Raw genomic sequence first — 21,170 nt, forward strand, 5'->3', positions numbered from 1 at the left:
CTTATGAACCGACAATATTACTGTTTGTTAGTAGTTTTGTTCTTCGTTGTTTTTGCCCGGGCGGCTGCAGCAGAACATACATACAATATACTTTTTATCCAATCGTATACCTCGCAAACTCCCTGGCACAACGACCTGAATGAGGGGTTGGCAAAGGGGTTCAAGGAGAATGGACTGACAGTAAATATTACTACTGAATATCTGGATGCGGATTTCTGGTCATTCAATTCGGAGAAGGTGATTATGCGGCGTTTTTGTCAGCGTGCCCGCGACAGGAAGACGGATATGATTATCACATCAAGCGATGAGGCTTTCTATACTCTTTTCTCTTCCGGCGATTCGTTGCCTTATCAGGTTCCGGTTGTGTTTTTCGGAATCAAATATCCCGATAAAGAACTTATAGCAAGTCTTCCTAATGTATGCGGATTCACCGCTAATCCCGATTTTTATGTGATCTTAAAGCAGGCACAAAAGGTATTTCCCCAACGGAAAGAAGTGATATGTGTGATTGACAACAGTTTTCTGAGTAACAAGGGACGTGAGGACTTCAAACAAGAATGGCAGCTTTTTCAGGAAGAGAATCCGGATTACAAGATGAAGCTCTACAATACCCAGCATGAATCAACCAATCATATTATTGCGGCTATCTGTTATCCCCGCAATAGCTACGCGCGGGTTGTGGTCGCTCCCAAATGGTCACCGTTCCTTTCGTTTGTAGGCAAGAACTCTAAAGCACCGGTCTTCTCCAGTCAGAATGTGGGGCTGATGAACGGTGTGTTTGCTGCTTATGACGCAGACGCCTATACCTCTGCGATGTCTGCTGCAAAGAAAGCGTCGCGAGTGTTGAAGGGTGAATCTCCCTTGAAACTGGGTGTGACGGAGACGGAACAGGGATTTATTTACGATTACAAACAGCTGGACTTCTTCCATATAGATCCGGATAAGGTTTCCTCCAGTGGTATTATCGTTAATCAGCCGTATTGGGAAAGATATAAATTATTGTTTATTCTTCTTTATCCATCTATCCTGGCATTGTTGATCGTCTCTATCGTGTGGCTCATTCGTGTCAACCGTCGCGAAGCCAAACGACGGATACATGCCCAGACCCGCTTGTTGGTACAGAATAAACTGGTGGAACAGCGGAATGAGTTTGATAATATCTTCCACTCTATACGCGACGGGGTGATCACGTATGATACTGATCTTCATATTCACTTTACCAACCGTTCTCTGTTGAAGATCCTTCATTTACCCTCAGAATCGGGCGGACGGAATTATGAAGGAATGATGGCAGGCAGTATTTTCAAAATATACTATAACGGTCAGGATATCCTTTACAAGATATTGAAGAAGGTGGGAGAAACCGGGCAAAGTGTCATTATTCCCGATGGAGCTTTTATGAAAGAAGTGCATAGCGAACATTATTTCCCGGTTTCCGGAGAAATTGTTCCGATTCATTCCGGCGGACAGATTACCGGTATGGCACTTTCGGCACGCAACGTATCGGATGAAGAAATGCAGAAACGTTTCTTTGATATGGCTGTGGAGGAGAGTTCCATATATCCCTGGCAGTTTGATGTGGAGAGTAATAGCTTCATTTTCCCGCAAGGGTTCCTTGTCCGCTTTGGCTATGATGAGTCGATTACTTCCATCACCCGCGACGAAATGGATCGTATGGTTTATCCGGAGGATTTGAAGGAAATGCGTATTCTCTTTGATAAAACATTGGCGGGAAAAGAAACCAATACCCGTTTGAATTTCCGTCAGCGCAATGCCAATGGTGAATATGAATGGTGGGAATACCGTTCCTCTGTTATTTCCGGTCTGACGAGAGATTCGTTATATAATATATTAGGTGTATGCCAAAGCATCCAACGCTATAAGACGGCAGAACAGGAAATGAGAGAGGCGCGTGATAAAGCACTTCAGGCTGACAAACTGAAATCTGCTTTCCTTGCCAATATGAGTCACGAAATCCGTACACCACTGAATGCTATTGTCGGTTTCTCCGACTTGCTGAGCGATACAAGCGGCTTTTCCGAAGAAGAAGTAGCACAGTTTATAGCAACGATCAATAAGAATTGCGGATTGTTACTTGCATTGATTAATGATATTCTCGATTTGTCTCGTATCGAGTCAGGAACAATGGAATTTATGTTTGCCAATCATAATTTGCCTCTGCTGCTGAAGACAGTACATGATTCTCAACAACTGAATATGCCTCCGAGAGTGGAACTACTGCTTCGTATGCCCGATAATGAGAAAAAATACCTGGTGACAGATAATGTCCGTCTCCAACAAGTCGTCAATAATCTGATCAATAATGCTGCCAAGTTTACGACTTACGGTTCCATTACTTTCGGATATGAGGAAGATGAAGACCCCGGATATACCCGAATCTTTGTGGAAGATACGGGAGTCGGTATTTCGGAAGAAGGTATCCGTCATATCTTCGAACGATTCTATAAGGTGGATAACTTTACACAGGGAGCCGGTCTTGGATTAAGTATCTGCCAGACGATTGTCGAACGTTTGAGAGGAACGATCTTTGTGACCTCCGAAGTAGGCAGGGGAACCCGCTTTACTGTACGTATCCCGAATTTCTGCGAATAAGACTGAACGTTCATTTCTGTGCATAGTGTCCGAAAATGAACACTGATACATTTCTCTAACCGGTTGATAGTAAATGTATTATTCTTTTGGCACATGGTTTGATTCTATCTGACTGGAAAATACCGTGTATAATGAAAAAGAAAAGTATATTGTTTGTTCTGGCTGCAATCTGTCTGCCTTTGGCAGTATCGGCACAGAAAGAGAGGGAAATCACCTTGAACGAAGCTATCGCTATGGCGCGTATGCAGTCTGTTGACGCTGCTGTTGCCTTGAATGAGTTGAAAACATCTTATTGGGAATATCGCACATTCCGTGCCGATCTTCTTCCGGAAATCAATCTGAAAGGAACACTGCCTAATTACAATAAATCTTACGGCTCCTATCAGAATCCGGACGGTTCTTACAGCTTTGTCCGCAACAGCGCCTTAGGTCTTTCCGGTGAACTTTCCATCGACCAGAATATCTGGCTTACCGGTGGACAACTTTCACTGACGTCTTCTCTCGACTACCTAAAGCAACTGGGTAATAGCGGTGACCGCCATCTGATGTCCGTTCCTGTTACTTTAAAACTGACCCAACCTATTCTTGGTGTGAATAATGTGAAGTGGAACAGGCGTATAGAACCTGTGCGATATGCCGAAGCGAAAGCGGAATTTATCACAGCTACCGAAGAAGTGACGATGCGGGCTATTACCTATTACTTTGATCTGCTGTTGGCGAAAGAGACTCTTGGAACTGCCCGTCAGAATTTAACGAATGCTAATCAGCTTTACGAAGTGGCTATAGCTAAACGCAAGATGGGACAGATTTCGGAAAATGAACTTCTCCAGTTAAAACTTTCGGCATTGAATGCAAAGGCTGCGTTGACCGAAGCCGAAAGTGATCTGAATGCCAAGATGTTTCAGCTTCGTGCCTTTCTGGGAGTGGGAGAGGATGAAATCCTCCGTCCTGTCGTTCCCGAATCAGTAGATTGTGGTAAGATGGAATATAATATGGTATTGAATAAAGCGCTGGAACGTAACTCTTTTGCCCAGAATATTCGTCGCCGTCAGTTGGAGGCCGATTATGCGGTAGCTACGGCGCGTGGTAATCTGCGTAGCATTAATTTGTTTGCCAGCGTAGGATATACGGGAGAGAGTCGTGAACTTTCCAGTGTTTACAGGAACTTGCAGGATAATCAGATTGTGCAGGTAGGCGTTCAGATTCCGATTCTGGACTGGGGAAAGAGACGCGGGAAGGTACGGGTAGCAAAAAGCAATCGCGATGTAGTACTTTCGAAGATACGGCAGGAACAGATCAACTTCAATCAGGACATATTCTTGCTGGTAGAGCATTTCAATAATCAGGCACAGCAATTGGAGATAGCCAAAGAGGCGGATGGCATAGCGCAGCAACGTTACAAAACAAGTATTGAAACCTTTCTGATTGGTAAAATCAATACACTGGATTTGAATGACGCCCAGAACTCCAAAGACGAGGCGCGCCGGAAACACATCTCCGAGCTTTATTATTACTGGTATTACTTTTATCAGATCCGTAGTCTGACTCTCTGGGATTTCCAGGCTAACACGGAGTTGGAAGCAGATTTTGATGAAATAGTGCGGCAATAGGGATTAATCGGGTTATTTGTTGCTTGTATTGAGTATTTACAATATCTTTGTCATAAGTAATTTAAGCTATGATTTTAATAATAGACGACGACAACGCAGTACGCTCTTCACTCAGTTTTATGCTGAAACGGGCTGGATATGAGGCACAAACGGTTTCCGGTCCCCGGGAAGCTATGGAGGTGGTGCGTTCCGTAGCACCGGATTTAATCTTAATGGATATGAACTTCACCCTTTCTACTACAGGAGAAGAAGGGCTGACTTTGCTCAGGCAAGTGAAAATATTCCGTCCGGAAACTCCGGTGATACTGATGACCGCCTGGGGAAGCATACAGCTTGCCGTGCAAGGTATGCAGGCAGGAGCCTTCGATTTTATCACCAAACCTTGGAATAATGCGGCATTGTTGCAACGTATCGAGACGGCTTTGGAACTGGCAGGCTCTCCCAAAGAGACAACGCAGGAACAGAATGACGCTTTCGACCGTCGTCATATCATCGGCCGTAGTCAGGGACTGACAGAAGTACTGAATACCATTGCCCGTATAGCAAAGACGAATGCTTCCGTACTGATCACCGGAGAAAGTGGGACGGGCAAGGAGCTGATAGCCGAGGCGATACACATCAACAGCCAGCGTGCCAAACAGCCTTTTGTCAAAGTGAACTTGGGAGGAATCTCCCAAAGTCTGTTCGAAAGTGAAATGTTCGGCCATAAGAAAGGAGCTTTTACGGATGCTTCCTCCGACCGTATCGGACGCTTTGAGATGGCGAACAAAGGAACCATCTTTCTGGACGAGATCGGTGATCTCGACCCTTCTTGTCAAGTGAAGCTCTTGCGGGTGTTACAAGATCAGACGTTTGAAGTATTGGGAGACAGCCGTCCCCGTAAGACGGATATTCGTGTCGTCTCCGCTACCAATGCCGATTTACGCAAGATGGTGGGCGAACGTACTTTCCGCGAAGATTTGTTTTACCGTATTAATCTGATTACCGTCAGACTGCCGGCTTTGCGTGAGCGCCGGGAGGATATTCCCTTGCTGGTACGTCACTTTGCCGATCGTCAGGCAGAGGCCAACGGTTTTCCTCGCACCGAATTTTCAGCGGATGCTTTGCAGTTTCTGAGTCGCTTACCTTATCCGGGAAATATCCGTGAATTAAAGAATCTGGTAGAACGTACGATTCTGGTCAATGGAAAGCCGACGCTTGATGCCGCCGACTTTGATGCTCAGTATATCCGTCACGAAGATCAGAAAGTCGCCGAAGGCGCATCCTTTGCTGGTATGACTCTGGATGAAATAGAACGGCAGACGATTTTGCAGGCTTTGGAGCGTCATAAGGGAAATTTGAGTCAGGTAGCTACAGCGCTTGGCATCAGTCGTGCCGCCCTTTACCGTCGTTTGGAGAAGTTTGGAATCAGTGTTTAGCAGATAGACCTTACTATTATTATGCGTATAAAAGGATTCTTTGGTATACTCGTTTTCCTGCTTCTGGTCTTGGGGGGTGGATTGCTTTTCCTTTCAAGCCGGTTGAACCTGATCTATTTCTATATAGGAGAGGGGTTAGTCCTTTTTATCCTGTGTTATCTCCCGTTTTTCTATCGTAAGATTGTGAAACCGCTGAACTCTATCGGAAGCGGTATGGAACTGTTGCGCGAACAGGATTTCAGCAGCCGGTTAAGTCCCGTGGGGCAATATGAAGCCGACCGTATTGTGAACGTCTTCAACCGGATGATGGAGCAACTAAAGAATGAACGTCTCCGTCTTCGCGAACAGAATAACTTCCTTGACCTGCTGATTAAAGCCTCTCCGATGGGAGTCATCCTCACCACATTGGACGAGGACCTTTCCGAGCTGAACCCGATGGCGCAGAAAATGCTGGGTGTCCGTCAGGAAGATGTCTTGGGCAAAAAGATGAACGAGATAGATTCTCCGCTTGCCGCCGAGTTGGCAAATGTGCCGAAAGGAGAAACGGCTACCGTCCGTCTGAATGATTCGAATATTTATAGATGTACGCATTCCTCTTTTATTGACCGTGGATTTCAGCACCCCTTCTTCCTGATAGAAAGTCTGACGGACGAAGTGATGAAGGCCGAGAAGAAAGCCTACGAGAAAGTAATCCGCATGATTGCCCACGAAGTGAATAACACTACCGCCGGAATAACCTCCACACTGGATACAGTAGAACAGGCGCTTTCCACTGAAGAAGGTATGGATGATATTTGCGATGTCATGCGTGTATGTATCGAACGCTGTTTCTCTATGAGCCGTTTCATCACCCGTTTTGCCGATGTAGTGAAGATTCCCGAACCGACGCTCACGCCTGTCGACCTGAATGACCTCGCATTTACCTGCAAGCGTTTTATGGAAGGTATGTGTGCCGACCGGAACATAAAACTTCGTCTGGAGATAGACGAAACGTTGAAAGAGGTAAAAATGGATGCCTCCCTTTTCGAACAGGTACTGGTAAACATCATTAAGAATGCTGCGGAAAGCATCGAAAAGGATGGCGAGATTATCGTCCGCACCCTTTCTCCTGCCACTATCGAAGTGGTGGACAACGGTAAGGGAATCAGCAAAGAGGTGGAAGCGAAGCTGTTCAGCCCGTTCTTCTCCACCAAGCCCAATGGTCAGGGAATCGGACTGATCTTTATCCGGGAGGTTCTGATGCGTCACGGCTGCACTTTCTCTCTGCGGACTTATGCCGACGGATTGACCAGATTCCGTATTCTTTTTCCCTGATCAAATGTCAAACGAGAACAGTTCTTCCGCTATATAGACCTTTTTTTGTTCTGAAATCCCTCCTACCTTTGCCCCGCTCAATTCAATAGGATGTTAAGGTATAAGATATGAGATTAATAATTAAAGGTGCAGTAGCGCTCTTTCTTTTATTGGCTATCAGTATTCCGCTAAGTGCCCAATACATAGTGCAGGGTGTGGTGACTGATTCTCTGACCAGAGAACCCTTATCTTATGTATCTGTACGTCTGAAAAACACGACCGAAGGAACGACTACCGGAAGTGACGGACGCTTTTATTTCAAAACTCATCGCTCCGAAGGAGTGCTTGTGATCTCAACCGTAGGCTATAATGAATATAGCCGGCTGATCCATCCGGCACGTAATCTTTCGTATAAAGTAGCACTTTCTCCCGCTACATACGCGCTCAACGAAGTATTGGTGAAGCCTAAACGCGAACATTACCGTAAGAAAGACAATCCCGCCGTAGAGTTTGTCCGTCGGATGATAGAACATCGTGACGACCATTCTCCTAATGAGAAAGACTTCTGGCAGCGCGACCGTTATGAGAAGACTACCTTTGCGCTGAACAACTTCGACGAAGAGAAACAGAAGAAATGGCTATACCGCAAATTTGATTTCCTGACAGAATATGTAGACACCTCTGCCGTCACCGGAAAACCGATACTGACCGTATCTGCCCGTGAACTTCTTGCTACGGACTACTACCGCAAATCTCCTCATTCCGAAAAGCAGTGGGTGAAGGGACGCAAGCAGGCAGGAGTCGATGATTTCCTTTCCAAACAAGGTATGCAGGCTGCTATTAATGAAGTCTTTAAAGACGTGGACATTTACGAGAACAACATCTCCCTGTTCACCAATAAGTTCGTCAGCCCCTTATCCCGCATCGGGACAGGATTCTACAAATATTATCTGATGGATACCTTGCAGATCGGTGGTGAAACCTGTGCGGACCTTGCTTTCACCCCCTTTAATTCCGAATCTTTCGGCTTTAACGGGCACTTGTATGTCACGCTCGACTCTACCTACTTTGTCAAACGTGCCGTGCTTAACTTCCCGAAGAAGATCAATCTGAACTTTGTCGATTATATGCTGCTTGAACAGGAGTTTAAGCGGGCAGAAGACGGTACCCGTCTGCTCGACCATGAAAGTATCACCGTAGAATTCAAACTGACCGAAGGGCAGGATGGTATCTTTGCCCGTCGGGTGGCGGATTACAGTCGTTATTCTTTCCTTCCGACCGAGGAAGCCGATAAAGCCTTCACCAAACCGGAACGTATCATCGAAGAAACCGAAGCGCTGTCCCGACCCGAAACTTTCTGGGCGGAGAATCGTCCGCAAGCAGCCATCTCGCAACAGGAGAACTCCGTAGACCGCCTGATGGCGCAACTGCGTGGCTATCCGGTCTATTATTGGACGGAAAAGGTGCTATCCATTCTCTTCACCGGATACATCCCGACCTCCAAAGAAGCCCCTCTTTTCTATATCGGTCCCATGAATGCCACCATCAGCGGGAATACGCTGGAAGGACCGCGTATCCGTGCCGGTGGAATGACGACCGCATGGCTCAACCCTCATCTGTTCGGCAAAGGCTATATCGCTTATGGCTTCAAAGACGAAAGGCTGAAAGGACTGGCGGAAGTAGAATACTCTTTCAAGAAGAAAAAGGAATATGCCAATGAATTTCCCATCCATTCACTGAAAGTACGTTATGAATCGGACGTTAATCAATACGGACAAAACTATCTGTACACAAGCAAAGACAATGTCTTCCTTGCCTTGAAGCGTGAGAAGGATGATCGTATCGGCTATTACCGGCAAGCGGAAATGACCTATACCAATGAGTTTTATTCCGGCTTCTCCTTCCAGCTCACGGCACGCAGGCGGACGGATGAATCGAGCTACCTGATTCCTTTTCTGCGGAAAGACGGTGAGGTTTACTCTCCGGTCAAAGACTTCTCTACCAGTGCGGCGGAGTTGAAGCTGCGCTATGCCCCGAACGAGAAATTCTTTCAGACACAATGGAACCGCTTCCCCGTATCGCTGGATGCTCCGGTGTTTACGCTGTCGCATACCATTGCCGGAAAAGGAGTGCTGGGAAGTGATTACACCTATAATCATACCGAAGCGGGTATACAGAAACGTTTCTGGTTTTCCGCTTTCGGCTATACGGATATTATCCTGAAAGCGGGGAAGGTATGGGATAAAGTTCCCTTTCCGTTGCTCATTATGCCGAATGCGAACCTTTCCTACACCATTCAGCCGGAATCTTATTCGTTAATGAATGCTATGGAGTTTATGAATGATGAATACTTTTCGTGGGACGTCACCTACTTCCTTAACGGATGGCTGTTCAATCGTATCCCATTGTTGAGAAAACTGAAATGGAGGGAAATAGTTTCCTGTCGTGGACTTTATGGGCATTTGAGTGATAAGAATAATCCGGATATGACACAGGGTTTGTTCGCTTTTCCGATAGCAAGTACCCGTACAATGGGAAAAACACCTTACGTGGAGGCGGGTGTGGGTATTGAAAACATTTTCAAGGTATTACGTTTAGACTACGTCTGGCGGCTCACATATAGGGATTCGCCCGATATTGACAAGTCCGGCCTGAGAATAAGTCTTCACATGACCTTCTAAAAGTTAAATCCTGCTAATTGCAATGTTTATATAGCAAACAAAGGTCGCTTTAGTAATTAATTAATCTTATTTTTGCATCAATTTTAGTTTAATTTTAATAGAATAGAAATGAAACAAGAAATTAAACCCGCTACTGGACGTCTTGGCGTGTTGGTAGTTGGAGTAGGTGGTGCGGTTGCCACCACAATGATAGTAGGTACACTAGCCTCTCGCAAGGGACTGGCAAAACCGATAGGATCTATTACACAGTTAGCCACAATGCGCATGGAAAACAACGAAGAAAAACTCATCAAGGACGTTGTGCCCTTGACTGATTTGAACGACATTGTTTTCGGTGGATGGGATATCTTCCCGGACAACGCATATGAAGCTGCTATGTATGCCGAGGTTTTGAAAGAAAAAGACCTGAACGGTGTGAAAGATGAACTGGAAGCTATCAAGCCGATGCCGGCAGCTTTCGATCACAACTGGGCAAAACGTCTGAATGGTACACATATCAAGAAGGCTGCTACCCGTTGGGAAATGGTAGAACAACTCCGTCAGGACATCCGCGACTTTAAGGCTGCCAACAACTGCGAACGCGTTGTTGTACTGTGGGCTGCAAGTACCGAAATCTACATTCCGTTATCAGACGAACACATGTCACTCGCTGCTTTGGAGAAAGCAATGAAAGATAACAACACAGAAGTTATCTCTCCGAGTATGTGTTATGCATACGCTGCTATCGCAGAAGATGCTCCGTTTGTGATGGGTGCTCCTAACTTGTGTGTGGATACTCCGGCCATGTGGGAATTCTCTAAACAGAAGAATGTTCCTATCTCCGGTAAAGACTTCAAGAGCGGTCAGACACTGATGAAAACCGTATTGGCTCCGATGTTCAAGACTCGTATGCTGGGTGTGAACGGTTGGTTCTCTACCAACATCCTCGGTAACCGTGACGGTGAAGTGCTGGATGATCCGGACAACTTTAAGACAAAAGAAGTTAGTAAGCTGTCTGTAATCGACACCATCTTCGAACCGGAAAAATATCCGGATCTCTATGGAGACGTTTACCACAAAGTACGCATCAACTACTATCCTCCCCGCAAGGACAACAAAGAAGCATGGGATAACATCGACATCTTCGGATGGATGGGTTATCCGATGGAAATCAAGGTAAACTTCCTTTGCCGTGACTCTATCCTCGCTGCTCCTATTGCACTTGACCTGGTATTGTTCAGTGACTTGGCTATGCGTGCAGGTATGTGTGGCATCCAGACTTGGTTGTCATTCTTCTGCAAGAGCCCGATGCATGATTTCGAACATCAGCCGGAACACGACCTGTTCACACAATGGAGAATGGTAAAACAGACATTGCGTAACATGGTTGGTGAAAAAGAACCTGATTATTTAGCTTAATTAAATAAGTGGAGAGTTGAAAGTTGAGAGTTGAAAGTGGTTGCAATGTAATTGCGGCATTAGACAACTTTTAACTTTCAACTTTTATTTTGGAGCACATCCAATCATCCTCCACTCTCAATTTTCAACTCTCAACTCTCAACTATTAATGAAGAGACCTTCCTTTCTACCTGTTTTAATAGGCACGGGCTTTGGCTCTGGTTTTTCTCCTTTTGCTCCCGGTACGGCCGGGGCATTGCTGGCTTCTATCATCTGGATTGCACTTTACTTCCTGCTTCCTTTCACTGCTTTATTATGGACGACTGCTGCTTTGGTGGTTCTTTTTACCTTTGCAGGTATTTGGGCTGCCAATAAGTTGGAGTCTTCTTGGGGCGAAGACCCGTCACGTGTGGTAGTCGATGAAATGGTAGGTGTGTGGATTCCGTTGCTGGCAGTTCCCGATAATGACCGGTGGTATTGGTACGTGATAGCGGCTTTTGCTCTGTTCCGTATTTTTGATATCGTAAAGCCATTGGGAGTACGCAAGATGGAGAGCTTTAAAGGTGGAGTAGGGGTAATGATGGATGATGTACTGGCGGGTGTATATAGTTTTATCTTGATAGCGGTGGTACGATGGGTGATTGGCTGAAAAGAGTTGCACGGATGATTTCGCAGAAGGGTGGAGTCTTTATGTTTTTAAGGGCGCAGCTTTCGGCTCAAATGGCGACTATTGCAGACTTTCTGGTGACTATCCTTCTGGTAAGGCTATTTGATGTCTACTATGTATATGCTACCTTGGCGGGCGCTATCTATGGAGGAATTATCAATTGCATTATCAATTATAAATGGACTTTTAAATCGAAAGGGAAAAAAACGCATGTTGCTGTAAAATTCATAATAGTGTGGGTTTGCAGTATTTGGCTGAATACGTGGGGGACGTACACTCTGACGGAATCGTTAGCGAAAATTCCGTGGGTACGTGATACACTCAGCCAATATTTCGGTGACTTCTTCATCATCCCTAAAGTGGTGGTGGCGGTCATTGTGGCGTTGTTCTGGAATTATAATATGCAGCGTTTCTTTGTTTACCGGAATATAGATATAAGAAGCTTGTTCAAAAGAAATTGAAAGAAAACAGAAGATTTAGATAAAAACAGATTTAGGTATATGAATTACAGAGATTACTTACAACAAGTGATTTATAAGATTATCAATCCTTTGATACATGGAATGATTAAAATAGGAATCACCCCCAACTTCATCACTACTACCGGATTTATATTGAATGTAGTGGCGGCAGGTATGTTTGTTTATGCCGGTATTTATAGCGGACAGAATGATTTGTCCATCCTTGGATGGGCAGGAGGTGTGATCCTTTTTGCCGGATTGTTCGATATGATGGACGGGCGTGTGGCACGTCTGGGAAACATGAGTTCCAAATTCGGTGCCCTCTACGATTCTGTGCTCGACCGTTACAGTGAGTTGATGACTTTCTTCGGTATCTGTTACTATTTGTCAGTCAAAGATTATTTCATTTACGCTATCATTGCATACTTTGCTTTGCTCGGTTCGTTGATGGTGAGCTATGTTCGTGCCCGTGCCGAAGGTCTGGGTATTGAGTGCAAGGTTGGATTTATGCAACGTCCGGAGCGTGTGGTTCTGACAAGTCTCGGAGCCTTGTTCTGCGGTGTATTCAAGGATATTACCGCTTTTGATCCGATGCTGATATTGATGGTGCCTTTGACAATCGTTGCTGTGTTCGCCAATATCACAGCTTTCGCACGCGTGAGACATTGCTATAAGGTGATGACAGCGAACGAAAAGAAGAATGACTAATTAAAATAACATCCTTAATGATAAAAACAATTCAAATGCCGTCGAAGAAAGAAACCTTGACCGTTATTGTCATCATGGCTCTTTTTCTTCTGCTGACAGCTGCCTGTATCGGACTCCGTTCCGAACATCTGCTGATGGCGGCACTCTATCTGGTTTTATTTTTTGCCGGACTACCTACCCGGAAGCTGGCAGTGGCCTTACTGCCTTTCGCCATTTTCGGGATCTCGTATGACTGGATGCGTATCTGCCCCAATTACGAAGTAAATCCGATTGATGTAGCCGGACTTTATAATCTCGAAAAGTCGTTGTTCGGAGTGATGGATAATGGTGTGCTGGTTACTCCTTGTGAATACTTTGCCGTGCATCATTGGGCGGTGGCGGATGTCTTCGCCGGCATCTTCTATCTTTGCTGGGTCCCTGTGCCTATCCTGTTCGGGCTCTGCCTGTACTTTAAGAAAGAGAGAAAAACTTATCTTCGCTTTGCATTAGTCTTTTTGTTTGTCAACTTAATCGGCTTTGCCGGCTATTATATCCATCCGGCTGCTCCCCCCTGGTATGCTATCAACTACGGTTTCGAACCGATACTGAATACTCCGGGTAACGTGGCGGGTCTCGGTCGCTTCGACGAGATTTTTGGCGTGACTATCTTCGACTCCATTTATGGAAGAAACGCAAATGTCTTTGCTGCCGTTCCTTCCCTTCATGCGGCATATATGGTTGTGGCATTGGTGTATGCCATTATCGGCAAATGCAGATGGTATGTGATAGCCCTTTTCTCTGTTATCATGGCAGGCATCTGGGGAACAGCGATCTACTCTTGTCATCACTATATTATAGATGTACTCCTTGGAATCTCCTGTGCACTGCTCGGCTGGCTGTTCTTTGAGTACGGACTGATGAAGATTCGCGGATTCAGAAACTTCTTTGACCGATATTATCAGTATATTAAATAGTGAAGAACAAATACCGCAATATATTCCTGGCTTTTGGCATTGTCGCCGTCCTGATCATGATATTCACTTTCGATATGGATTATCAGGAACTTTGGGCAAACTTGAAAAGGGCAGGAGTATATTTGCCTTTGGTATTATTGCTGTGGCTGTTCGTTTATCTGATTAATACTACATCGTGGTACATCATTATACGTAGCGGAGGGAAGCCGGGGTTTTCATTTGCCCGGCTTTATAAGTTTACCGTTACGGGTTTTGCCCTGAATTACGTAACTCCCGTCGGACTGATGGGCGGTGAGCCGTATCGCATCATGGAACTGAAACCGTATATAGGAGTGGAGAGAGCCACTTCTTCGGTGATTCTCTACGTGATGATGCACATCTTTTCTCATTTCTGCTTTTGGCTGAGTTCTGTCTTGCTATACCTTTGCCTTTATCCGGTAGGGTGGGTGATGGGAACCATTTTGGGTACGATCACCGTCTTCTGCCTGCTGGTAGCTATGTTGTTTGTAAAAGGCTATCAGCATGGGATGGCAGTTACTTTCGTTCGTCTGGGCAGTCATCTTCCTTTTCTGAAAAAGAAAGTAATCCGTTTTGCCGACTCCCATCGGGAACAGTTGGAGAACATAGATAAACAGATAGCCTTGCTTCATCAACAGAAGAAGGGAGCTTTTTATGCGGCTTTATTCTTGGAATATACGGCACGTGTGGTCAGTTGTCTGGAAATCTGGCTGATCCTCAATGTGCTGACAAGGAGTGTCAGTTTTGCAGATTGCTGCCTGATTGCTGCCTTCTCTTCTTTACTAGCCAATCTTTTGTTCTTCTTGCCTATGCAGTTGGGTGGCCGTGAGGGAGGATTTGCCCTTGCGGTAGGCGGGCTTTCCCTTTCCGGAGCTTATGGAGTCTATGCGGCATTGATCACTCGCGTGCGTGAGATGGTCTGGATTGTGATAGGGCTTGCTTTGATGAAGGTTGGAAATAAAAAGTAGCCTTATTTTACTATAATTTCCCAGTATCCGTTTTTATTTGATCCAACTCGCTGAATCATACCTTTTTGCTTTAATGATGTGATCAGACGTTCGCTATGCCTTAGGCTGATACCTAGAAGTCCGGCGATTTCTTTGGCGGTAATTTGATTGTTTTTTCTCAAAAGTTCCAGAACTTTTTGTTCGTTTATACCGACATTTATACCGACATCCTTTGTCGCTTTCATTGTTACTATAGGATCGCCTTGCCGTTTCTTTAGTGTTTCGTATATTTCTTGTAGCATGAAGTCAATGAAGATACCACTATTTACAGCATCAGTACTTCGGTTTATTGCATTATAATAGGCTTGTTGATTGATTTCCTTCAGAGGAGATATCCTGATGATCTATTTTATAAAGGTAGAAACTCCAACTGCTTCGACTTAGTTTGGTCGGGCAATTGGAGTTTTCTTGTTTATAGGCTATTCAATTAAAACTTTTCTTGATTTCTGCCTCATGCTTTCCAGTTATTTTCCGCATCGAAGCAAGGGCACGCTTTCACCCATTCTTCCGGTTCTATCTCTCCGTTCTCATTCCGGTCGGGACTAAGGTCACGGTGACCGCATACGCGGCATTCCGGATAATCTTTCAGTAAAGTAAGAACCAGTACCCGCAGTGAATGTTTCTGCCATTCGGTCCGGGTATCTTTGGGGCGACCTTTGCTGTCGAGCCCGCCTTCATAGCAGATACCGATACTTTCTCTGTTGAAACCTTTGGCGTGGGCACCGACCTTTTCTATCGGTCGGGTAGACTTTATATCCCCGTTTTTGCGGATATAAAAATGATAACCCGCTCCGTTGAATCCGCGTCGGCGATGGCAGACGTCCAGGTCATATTCCGTGAAATCCTTGTCTTCGCGTGTGGCGGAGCAGTGAATTACGATTAAGTTGATCGTTCTCATAATCTGTCCGGCATTAAGCTTCAGAGATGGATGCCTCGCTTTGTGTACGCTGTAGGCACTCTTTGTTTACGCACTGTAATGTGGCAGCTTGTGCCAGTTGTTCTCTCAACGAAAAGATTTCGGTGTGCATTTCTTTCACTCTCGCGCTCAGGTCGAAATAATCTTTCAGTACCTTTTCCAGCTGTTCCATCAGGAAGGTATACTGGTCTTTCACCAGTTCGCTGAATTCTTTGACGTCTTGCGCCATCGCTTTACGCTTTTTACGATTACCCAGGAAAGGGAGGATAGTCATAATAATCTCGATAATTTTATCTAGCATTTTTTTTAATGGATAATTGATAATGGATAATTGATAATGGGGGGAGTTGTACATTAAGGTTAGTTCGATATAGTATCTCTCATTCTGAGCGAAGCGACGAACCTGAGACTGACTAAAAGTCGGTAGTATCTTAATTCTCCTCCTTCGGGAAGGAGGAGTCCCCGTAGGGGGAGGTGGTAGGTGAATGCATAACTCTGTTATTTACAATAGAATAGGAATAAACCTTGTTTTACCTACCACCCCGGCTTTCAGCCACCCCTCCTTCCCAAAGGGAGGGGAATTGAGATACTATTGACTTCTTAGTCAGTTTCAATTGGGAGGGCTGCTCCAGTGTTTTGTACTGCTCTTTCCCAAAAAAGTCCTGTTAAACTGTCGGGTCCGGAGCTTCTTCATCGCCTCCGCTGTTTCCTCCGCCTTCGCTATTTCCTCCGCCTCCGGTGTTTCCTCCGCCGGCATTTCCGCCTTCCGTGTCACCTTTGCTTGCTAGTACGAATTCCACGTTGTTTTCGCTTCGTGTGCTGGTGTGACTTGCGTTCACCAGATGCAGTGCTTTATCCGCTACAAACCGGACATTCACCTTGCGGATGCTTCGGACCGTGCAATCTTTTTCCTTCTCTGTCCCCTCGCTGCACAGTGTGATGTGAAACGTACCCAGACCGTCGATCTTCACTTTGTCACCTTGGGTGAGTGACAGGCGGAGTTGCTCTACAAAAGCTTCGATAGCATGTTTTACATCTCCTGCTGTGAGTGAAGAGTTGGCTTCGATGGCATCTGCCAGTTTTTCGACGTCCATCACTCTTACTGTACCCGATTTCTGACGTACGTAATACAGCATCGGGGAATTCTCCTGACTTACGTACTTTCTTCGCTGATAGCGTTCTACTGAAACATTCATAAATTTAAAAAGTTAAGGTTTAAGTAATAATTATTTTGTTTCTCTATGACATTACAAATATACGAAATATAAGAGGCGAAGTCAAGCATTATGCCATTTATTTCATTGCAAATATGAAATAAAATCGGAAAATATTAGAAATAATATTATGTAATATAATATTGTTTTAATTATGTTTTTATTTTGCTTGTTTCAGTAATACTTCCAATGGTGGTGTATAGTCCGTAATTTTCGTTAGAGAAGGATTGTGGCTGAAGTATGCGTTCCCTGTCTCTCCATTGCGTTGTTTGGCTACGATGACTACCCCCAGTCCTTCGGTCGGATAACCGCTTTCCCGGTCGGTAGTGAGCCGTGCCAGTGCAGGGCGGTAGAGCAGCATCACTACATCCGCGTCTTGCTCGATGGCGCCGCTTTCGCGTAGATGGAATAGTTCCGGCCGGCCACCGGGACGGCCTTCCGACTCGCGGTTTAGCTGGCAAAGCAATACGACGGGAACGTTCAGTTCCTTGGCGAGCAATTTAGCCTTGCGGGTGGCTTGTGCCACTTCCTGTTCACGGTTGCGGTTCTTCTGTCCGGTGTTCATGTCGCAAAGTTGCAGGTAGTCGATGATGATCAGATCGCATGCACTCTTGCTTTTAAGGAGCCGTGCGCTGGAACGTACATGGTCCATACTGATCGATGTGCTGTCGTCTACGTGTATCGGTAGCCGTGCCAGTTCTGCGGCGGTGGTGTGCGCTTCCGCTACTTCGTGCGGGTTGGGGATGCCTGTGCGCCAGCGGTAAGGGTTGATGTCGCTGGCGGACAACAGCCAGCGGTCGGCAAGTCGTTCTCCTTGCATCTCAAGGCTGTAGACGGCGACGGCATGTCCCTGCATGGCAGCCTGCCGCGCCAGATGGAGGGCGAAGGCGGTCTTTCCGACCGAGGGGCGCGCGGCGATGGCAATGAGTTCTCCGTTTTGCAGTCCGGACGTCATGCGGTTCAGGTCCGTCAGGCCGGTGGGGATGCCGGTAATTCCGTTTACGCTTTTGGCGATACGCTGTTCGGCTTCTTCCATTGTGTCGGTCATCAGTGCGTCCATGTCGCGCATGTGGTCGTTGTGGCCGAATTCACCTTCCAGGCGGTCGAGCAGGTTGTGCGCATCTATCAGCGTATCGGCTATGTCCATTGTTTCGTCCAGGGAGCAGGCGAGGAGTTTGTTGAGTCCCAGTATCATTTCCCGCCGCAGGTATTTCTCGTGTACGATCTGCATGTGATATTCGATGTGTGCCGAGGTGGCTACTTTGCTGCTCAGTTGCGTGATACCGAATGCTCCGCCGGCTTCTTCGAGCTTGCCCCGGTGGGCAAGTTCTTCTTTTACGGTGAGGATGTCGATCTTCATTCCTGCCTGGTACATGGCCAGCAGGGCGGCGTAGATCACTTGGTGACGCATGCTGTAGAACATTTCCGGACGCAGCGTGTCGGCTACGAGCGGCATGGCTTCCTGTTCTATCAGGCAGGCGCCCAGTATGGCTTCTTCTATTTCCGGAGCCTGCGGAGAAACTCTGTTGTCAGTATTCATATTCATTCAGAAAGGCTTTATTGGATAAATAACTGCAGGCATGTAACGTGAATTTCATGTTTGTCTGATGATAATAATATTCTTCGATATGGTCGATGGCGAGTTGCTGTTCTTTTTCGCTCAGCTTTTTCCAGATACGCTGCGCCTTGGCGATGTTCTCTTTGGGGAGCTGCAGGATGTTGTGGTAGTCGTCCCAGAAGAGGCGGAACTTTTCGTTGCTGGCTTTTTGTGTGTTTTCTTTTTTCTCGTTGAGGAGTGCCGAGATGTTTGTCCAGTTTTCGTAGTTGACCACTCGGATATGCAGGGCGGTGGTGTCGTTGTGAGGGATGATTTCGATGATCCCGTTTGTTTTCAGTTGTTGTATGAAGCGGTAGGTTCTGCTCGTTGGCCAGTGGAAAATGGCGCTCCAGCTGCGGTAGCTGTGCAGGCTTTCACCTCTTTTGCACACGATGGTGCGTCTTTGGTGGTCGGTGAGCTTTGTTTCCGAGTAGTTGACTTTTACAAGAAGTTTCAGGAAAGCCTCTATTTCTCCTTCATGTGGGCTGCAGTCTATAAGTTGCTCTTTCAGCAGAGCTTTGGGGATAATGATGTAGCCATATCCGATGGCTTGACAATCCATTTTTTGCATATGATATTCTGTTTTTAAAATTTTGTCCAAAAGTAGGTTGATCGTTGCCGGAATCCTAAACGGATGTGCGTGTTTGGACGTGTTGGGATGTAATATTCCTTGCGGGGACGTAAATAGCTGCTTTTGGCATGTGTTGTTTTTGTGCGCTACACGTTGGGGGAAGATTGTGAAACAGAGGCTTCGTTTGATGCGAACAGAGCCTCTGTTTATAGTAAACGAAGCCTCTGTTCGGTCATTTTGGAGCCTCTGTTTGAGGGTGGAAAAAGGGCATTTTTGTGGAACGCACAGCGGAACACTCTGGAGAGTGAGGTAATCTTCTGACATCTAGTGAATTATGTCTGTTGAGAAAAATCTTTTGAAACGCAGGGCGGAACCATAATAAGGGATAACTAATAAATTATATATTTAAAAATATATAGTTCGATTTTCGCTTTTTGGGCGTTCAAACTCGTTTGTTGTCCGATTCGTTTGCGTGGTTTTCCGACAGTGAAATGATGGGTGGTCCCCAGTGCGCCCAGATGATTTGCTGCATCTTCGGACTTAGCAAAGTCGTGTGTTCGGTGTAACTTGCTGCGGTGAGCTCTGCTTTGAGCTGCAAGTTGGCATCTATTGTGTCGCGCATTCTTTTTCGGGCTGCATTGCAGTCCGGATGTCCTTGGAAGTATTCCGTAGCTAATTGGGTAAAATGTTTAAATCCCTTAATGATGTAATCATTGGATACTTCTTTTTCAACTTTTATCATATTCTTGTATTTAGTTTTTATAAGCCACTGTTTGTGGTTTATTTTCCGCAAAGTTATGAAAAATAAATTGATTGAATAGTATAAAATTATTTAGTTTTATTTTTCGTTTTTACATCTGTAAATTTATATGTATGTACCTACTTCCTTAAATTTGTAATTAGGTATATTTGTTAATTATAATAACCATTTATTTGTGGCGAAAACTTTATGAAAAAAACATAGCGGTTTCTTTTTTTGTTGTTTTACTCTCAGACGCATGGGGAAATTTGTTGGTCGGATCATTCTGCCGATGAATGAGTATATGTCTGAAGGGTATTTTGGAGAGATGCTAAAATACCCTTATATTTATCGCATAATTTATTTAATAGTGATTAAAATGTTAAAAGTAGTAGCATTTATGAAGCAAGTAGCCAAGGGACTACAGATGGAGGGAAACTTTGGTACTGCGCACGTCTACCGTAGCAGTCTCAATGCCATCATTGCTTATCGTGGGAAAGGGGATTTTACATTTCATGAGGTAACCCCTGAGTGGTTAAAGGGCTTCGAGATTCACCTTCGTGGCCGGGGATGCAGTTGGAATACTGTATCTACTTATTTACGCACATTTCGTGCGGTCTATAATCGTGCGGTAGATTGTCGTGGGGCTGTTTATGTACCGCATCTGTTTCGTTCTGTATATACTGGCACGCGTGCGGACCGTAAGCGTGCATTGGATACTGAAGACATGCAGAAAGTATTCACCAAATTGCCGCAGTCGTCCGTCGTGACATCTGACATGCGTCGTACGCAGGAACTGTTCGTTTTGATGTTTCTGCTCCGTGGTCTGCCTTTTGTCGATCTTGCCTATTTACGTAAAAGTGATTTGCACGACAATGTGATCACTTACCGCAGGCGGAAGACCGGGCGTCCTTTGTCAGTGACTTTAACTCCGGAAGCGATGGCCATATTAAAGAGGTATATGAACCGTGACAGTTCTTCTCCTTATCTATTTCCGTTATTAAATAGCCGGGAAGGGACAAAGGAGGCTTATCACGAATACCAGTTGGCTCTCCGCAACTTTAATAGACAGCTGATGTTGCTAGGTGAAATGTTAGGACTGGGGGATAAACTTAGTTCATATACAGCGCGTCACACTTGGGCAACGACAGCTTACTATTGCGAAATTCATCCGGGCGTTATTTCTGAAGCTATGGGACACTCTTCGATCACAGTGACCGAGACATATCTCAAGCCCTTTCGGAATAAGAAAATAGATGAAGCCAATAAAAAGGTGGTGGATTTTATAAAGCGCTCAATTTCAATAGCAATGTGTTGAATTTAAGCC

The 21,170-nt window shown here is 45.5% G+C and carries 19 protein-coding genes; 12 read left to right on the forward strand and 7 right to left on the reverse strand.

Features of this window, described 5'->3' with window-relative positions:
- Positions 1-3: 3 nt before the first annotated feature.
- The 11 genes from NBH01_RS01380 to NBH01_RS01430 all read left to right on the forward strand — a co-directional run bounded on the left by NBH01_RS01380 (position 4) and on the right by NBH01_RS01430 (position 14,767).
- Positions 4-2,613, forward strand: a complete 2,610-nt coding sequence (locus tag NBH01_RS01380; protein ID WP_225678865.1) for a sensor histidine kinase — start codon at positions 4-6, stop codon at positions 2,611-2,613.
- Between the two features lie 131 nt (positions 2,614-2,744).
- Complete coding sequence (locus NBH01_RS01385; RefSeq protein WP_055299338.1) at positions 2,745-4,223, forward strand: TolC family protein; 1,479 nt, start codon at positions 2,745-2,747, stop codon at positions 4,221-4,223.
- A gap of 68 nt (positions 4,224-4,291) precedes the next feature.
- Complete coding sequence (locus NBH01_RS01390; RefSeq protein WP_250699942.1) at positions 4,292-5,641, forward strand: sigma-54-dependent transcriptional regulator; 1,350 nt, start codon at positions 4,292-4,294, stop codon at positions 5,639-5,641.
- Positions 5,642-5,662: 21 nt separating this feature from the next.
- Positions 5,663-6,955, forward strand: a complete 1,293-nt coding sequence (locus tag NBH01_RS01395; protein ID WP_143919483.1) for a sensor histidine kinase — start codon at positions 5,663-5,665, stop codon at positions 6,953-6,955.
- 107 nt (positions 6,956-7,062) lie between these two features.
- A complete protein-coding gene (locus NBH01_RS01400; protein WP_250699943.1) occupies positions 7,063-9,615 on the forward strand; it encodes a DUF5686 and carboxypeptidase-like regulatory domain-containing protein in 2,553 nt (850 codons plus the stop codon).
- Between the two features lie 108 nt (positions 9,616-9,723).
- Positions 9,724-11,013, forward strand: coding sequence for an inositol-3-phosphate synthase (locus NBH01_RS01405; RefSeq protein WP_008764779.1), 1,290 nt, complete (start codon positions 9,724-9,726; stop codon positions 11,011-11,013).
- Between the two features lie 148 nt (positions 11,014-11,161).
- Positions 11,162-11,641, forward strand: a complete 480-nt coding sequence (locus NBH01_RS01410) for a phosphatidylglycerophosphatase A family protein (RefSeq protein ID WP_225693725.1) — start codon at positions 11,162-11,164, stop codon at positions 11,639-11,641.
- A gap of 14 nt (positions 11,642-11,655) precedes the next feature.
- Positions 11,656-12,120: a GtrA family protein gene (locus NBH01_RS01415; RefSeq protein WP_008764781.1), complete on the forward strand. Its 465-nt coding sequence runs from the start codon at positions 11,656-11,658 to the stop codon at positions 12,118-12,120.
- A gap of 39 nt (positions 12,121-12,159) precedes the next feature.
- Complete coding sequence (locus tag NBH01_RS01420; RefSeq protein ID WP_062694802.1) at positions 12,160-12,828, forward strand: CDP-alcohol phosphatidyltransferase family protein; 669 nt, start codon at positions 12,160-12,162, stop codon at positions 12,826-12,828.
- Between the two features lie 17 nt (positions 12,829-12,845).
- Complete coding sequence (locus NBH01_RS01425; RefSeq protein ID WP_055221127.1) at positions 12,846-13,781, forward strand: phosphoinositol dihydroceramide synthase; 936 nt, start codon at positions 12,846-12,848, stop codon at positions 13,779-13,781.
- Positions 13,781-14,767: a lysylphosphatidylglycerol synthase transmembrane domain-containing protein gene (locus tag NBH01_RS01430; RefSeq protein WP_250699944.1), complete on the forward strand. Its 987-nt coding sequence runs from the start codon at positions 13,781-13,783 to the stop codon at positions 14,765-14,767. The genes NBH01_RS01425 and NBH01_RS01430 overlap by 1 nt, the downstream gene beginning before the upstream one ends.
- A 2-nt stretch (positions 14,768-14,769) precedes the next feature.
- On the opposite strand, the gene NBH01_RS01435 is transcribed toward NBH01_RS01430, so the two are convergent.
- The 7 genes from NBH01_RS01435 to NBH01_RS01465 all read right to left on the reverse strand — a co-directional run bounded on the left by NBH01_RS01435 (position 14,770) and on the right by NBH01_RS01465 (position 19,846).
- Positions 14,770-14,991 (reverse strand): winged helix-turn-helix transcriptional regulator, encoded by a 222-nt coding sequence (locus tag NBH01_RS01435; protein WP_225018373.1) that lies wholly within the window; start codon positions 14,989-14,991, stop codon positions 14,770-14,772.
- Positions 14,992-15,257: 266 nt separating this feature from the next.
- Positions 15,258-15,704 (reverse strand): N-acetylmuramoyl-L-alanine amidase, encoded by a 447-nt coding sequence (locus NBH01_RS01440; protein ID WP_011107837.1) that lies wholly within the window; start codon positions 15,702-15,704, stop codon positions 15,258-15,260.
- A 13-nt stretch (positions 15,705-15,717) separates the two neighbouring features.
- On the reverse strand, positions 15,718-16,023 hold the full coding sequence (locus NBH01_RS01445) for a hypothetical protein (RefSeq protein WP_011107836.1): 306 nt from the start codon (positions 16,021-16,023) through the stop codon (positions 15,718-15,720).
- A 364-nt stretch (positions 16,024-16,387) separates the two neighbouring features.
- A complete protein-coding gene (locus tag NBH01_RS01450; protein ID WP_016267119.1) occupies positions 16,388-16,918 on the reverse strand; it encodes an HU family DNA-binding protein in 531 nt (176 codons plus the stop codon).
- A 178-nt stretch (positions 16,919-17,096) separates the two neighbouring features.
- The gene (gene dnaB, locus NBH01_RS01455) at positions 17,097-18,476 is read right to left on the reverse strand and encodes a replicative DNA helicase (RefSeq protein WP_072066537.1); all 1,380 of its coding nucleotides are present in this window, start codon (positions 18,474-18,476) and stop codon (positions 17,097-17,099) included.
- Positions 18,466-19,104: an LvrA C-terminal domain-related protein gene (locus tag NBH01_RS01460; protein ID WP_011107833.1), complete on the reverse strand. Its 639-nt coding sequence runs from the start codon at positions 19,102-19,104 to the stop codon at positions 18,466-18,468. The genes dnaB and NBH01_RS01460 overlap by 11 nt, the downstream gene beginning before the upstream one ends.
- A gap of 442 nt (positions 19,105-19,546) precedes the next feature.
- Complete coding sequence (locus NBH01_RS01465) at positions 19,547-19,846, reverse strand: DUF4248 domain-containing protein (protein WP_011107832.1); 300 nt, start codon at positions 19,844-19,846, stop codon at positions 19,547-19,549.
- A 376-nt stretch (positions 19,847-20,222) separates the two neighbouring features.
- Here NBH01_RS01465 and NBH01_RS01470 point away from each other — a divergent pair, with 376 nt between their 5' ends.
- Positions 20,223-21,161, forward strand: a complete 939-nt coding sequence (locus NBH01_RS01470) for a tyrosine-type recombinase/integrase (RefSeq protein WP_250699945.1) — start codon at positions 20,223-20,225, stop codon at positions 21,159-21,161.
- Positions 21,162-21,170 lie beyond the last annotated feature (9 nt).

It is taken from the genome of Bacteroides sp. B1-V-101, assembly GCF_023656585.1.
GTDB classification, from domain to species: domain Bacteria; phylum Bacteroidota; class Bacteroidia; order Bacteroidales; family Bacteroidaceae; genus Bacteroides; species Bacteroides thetaiotaomicron.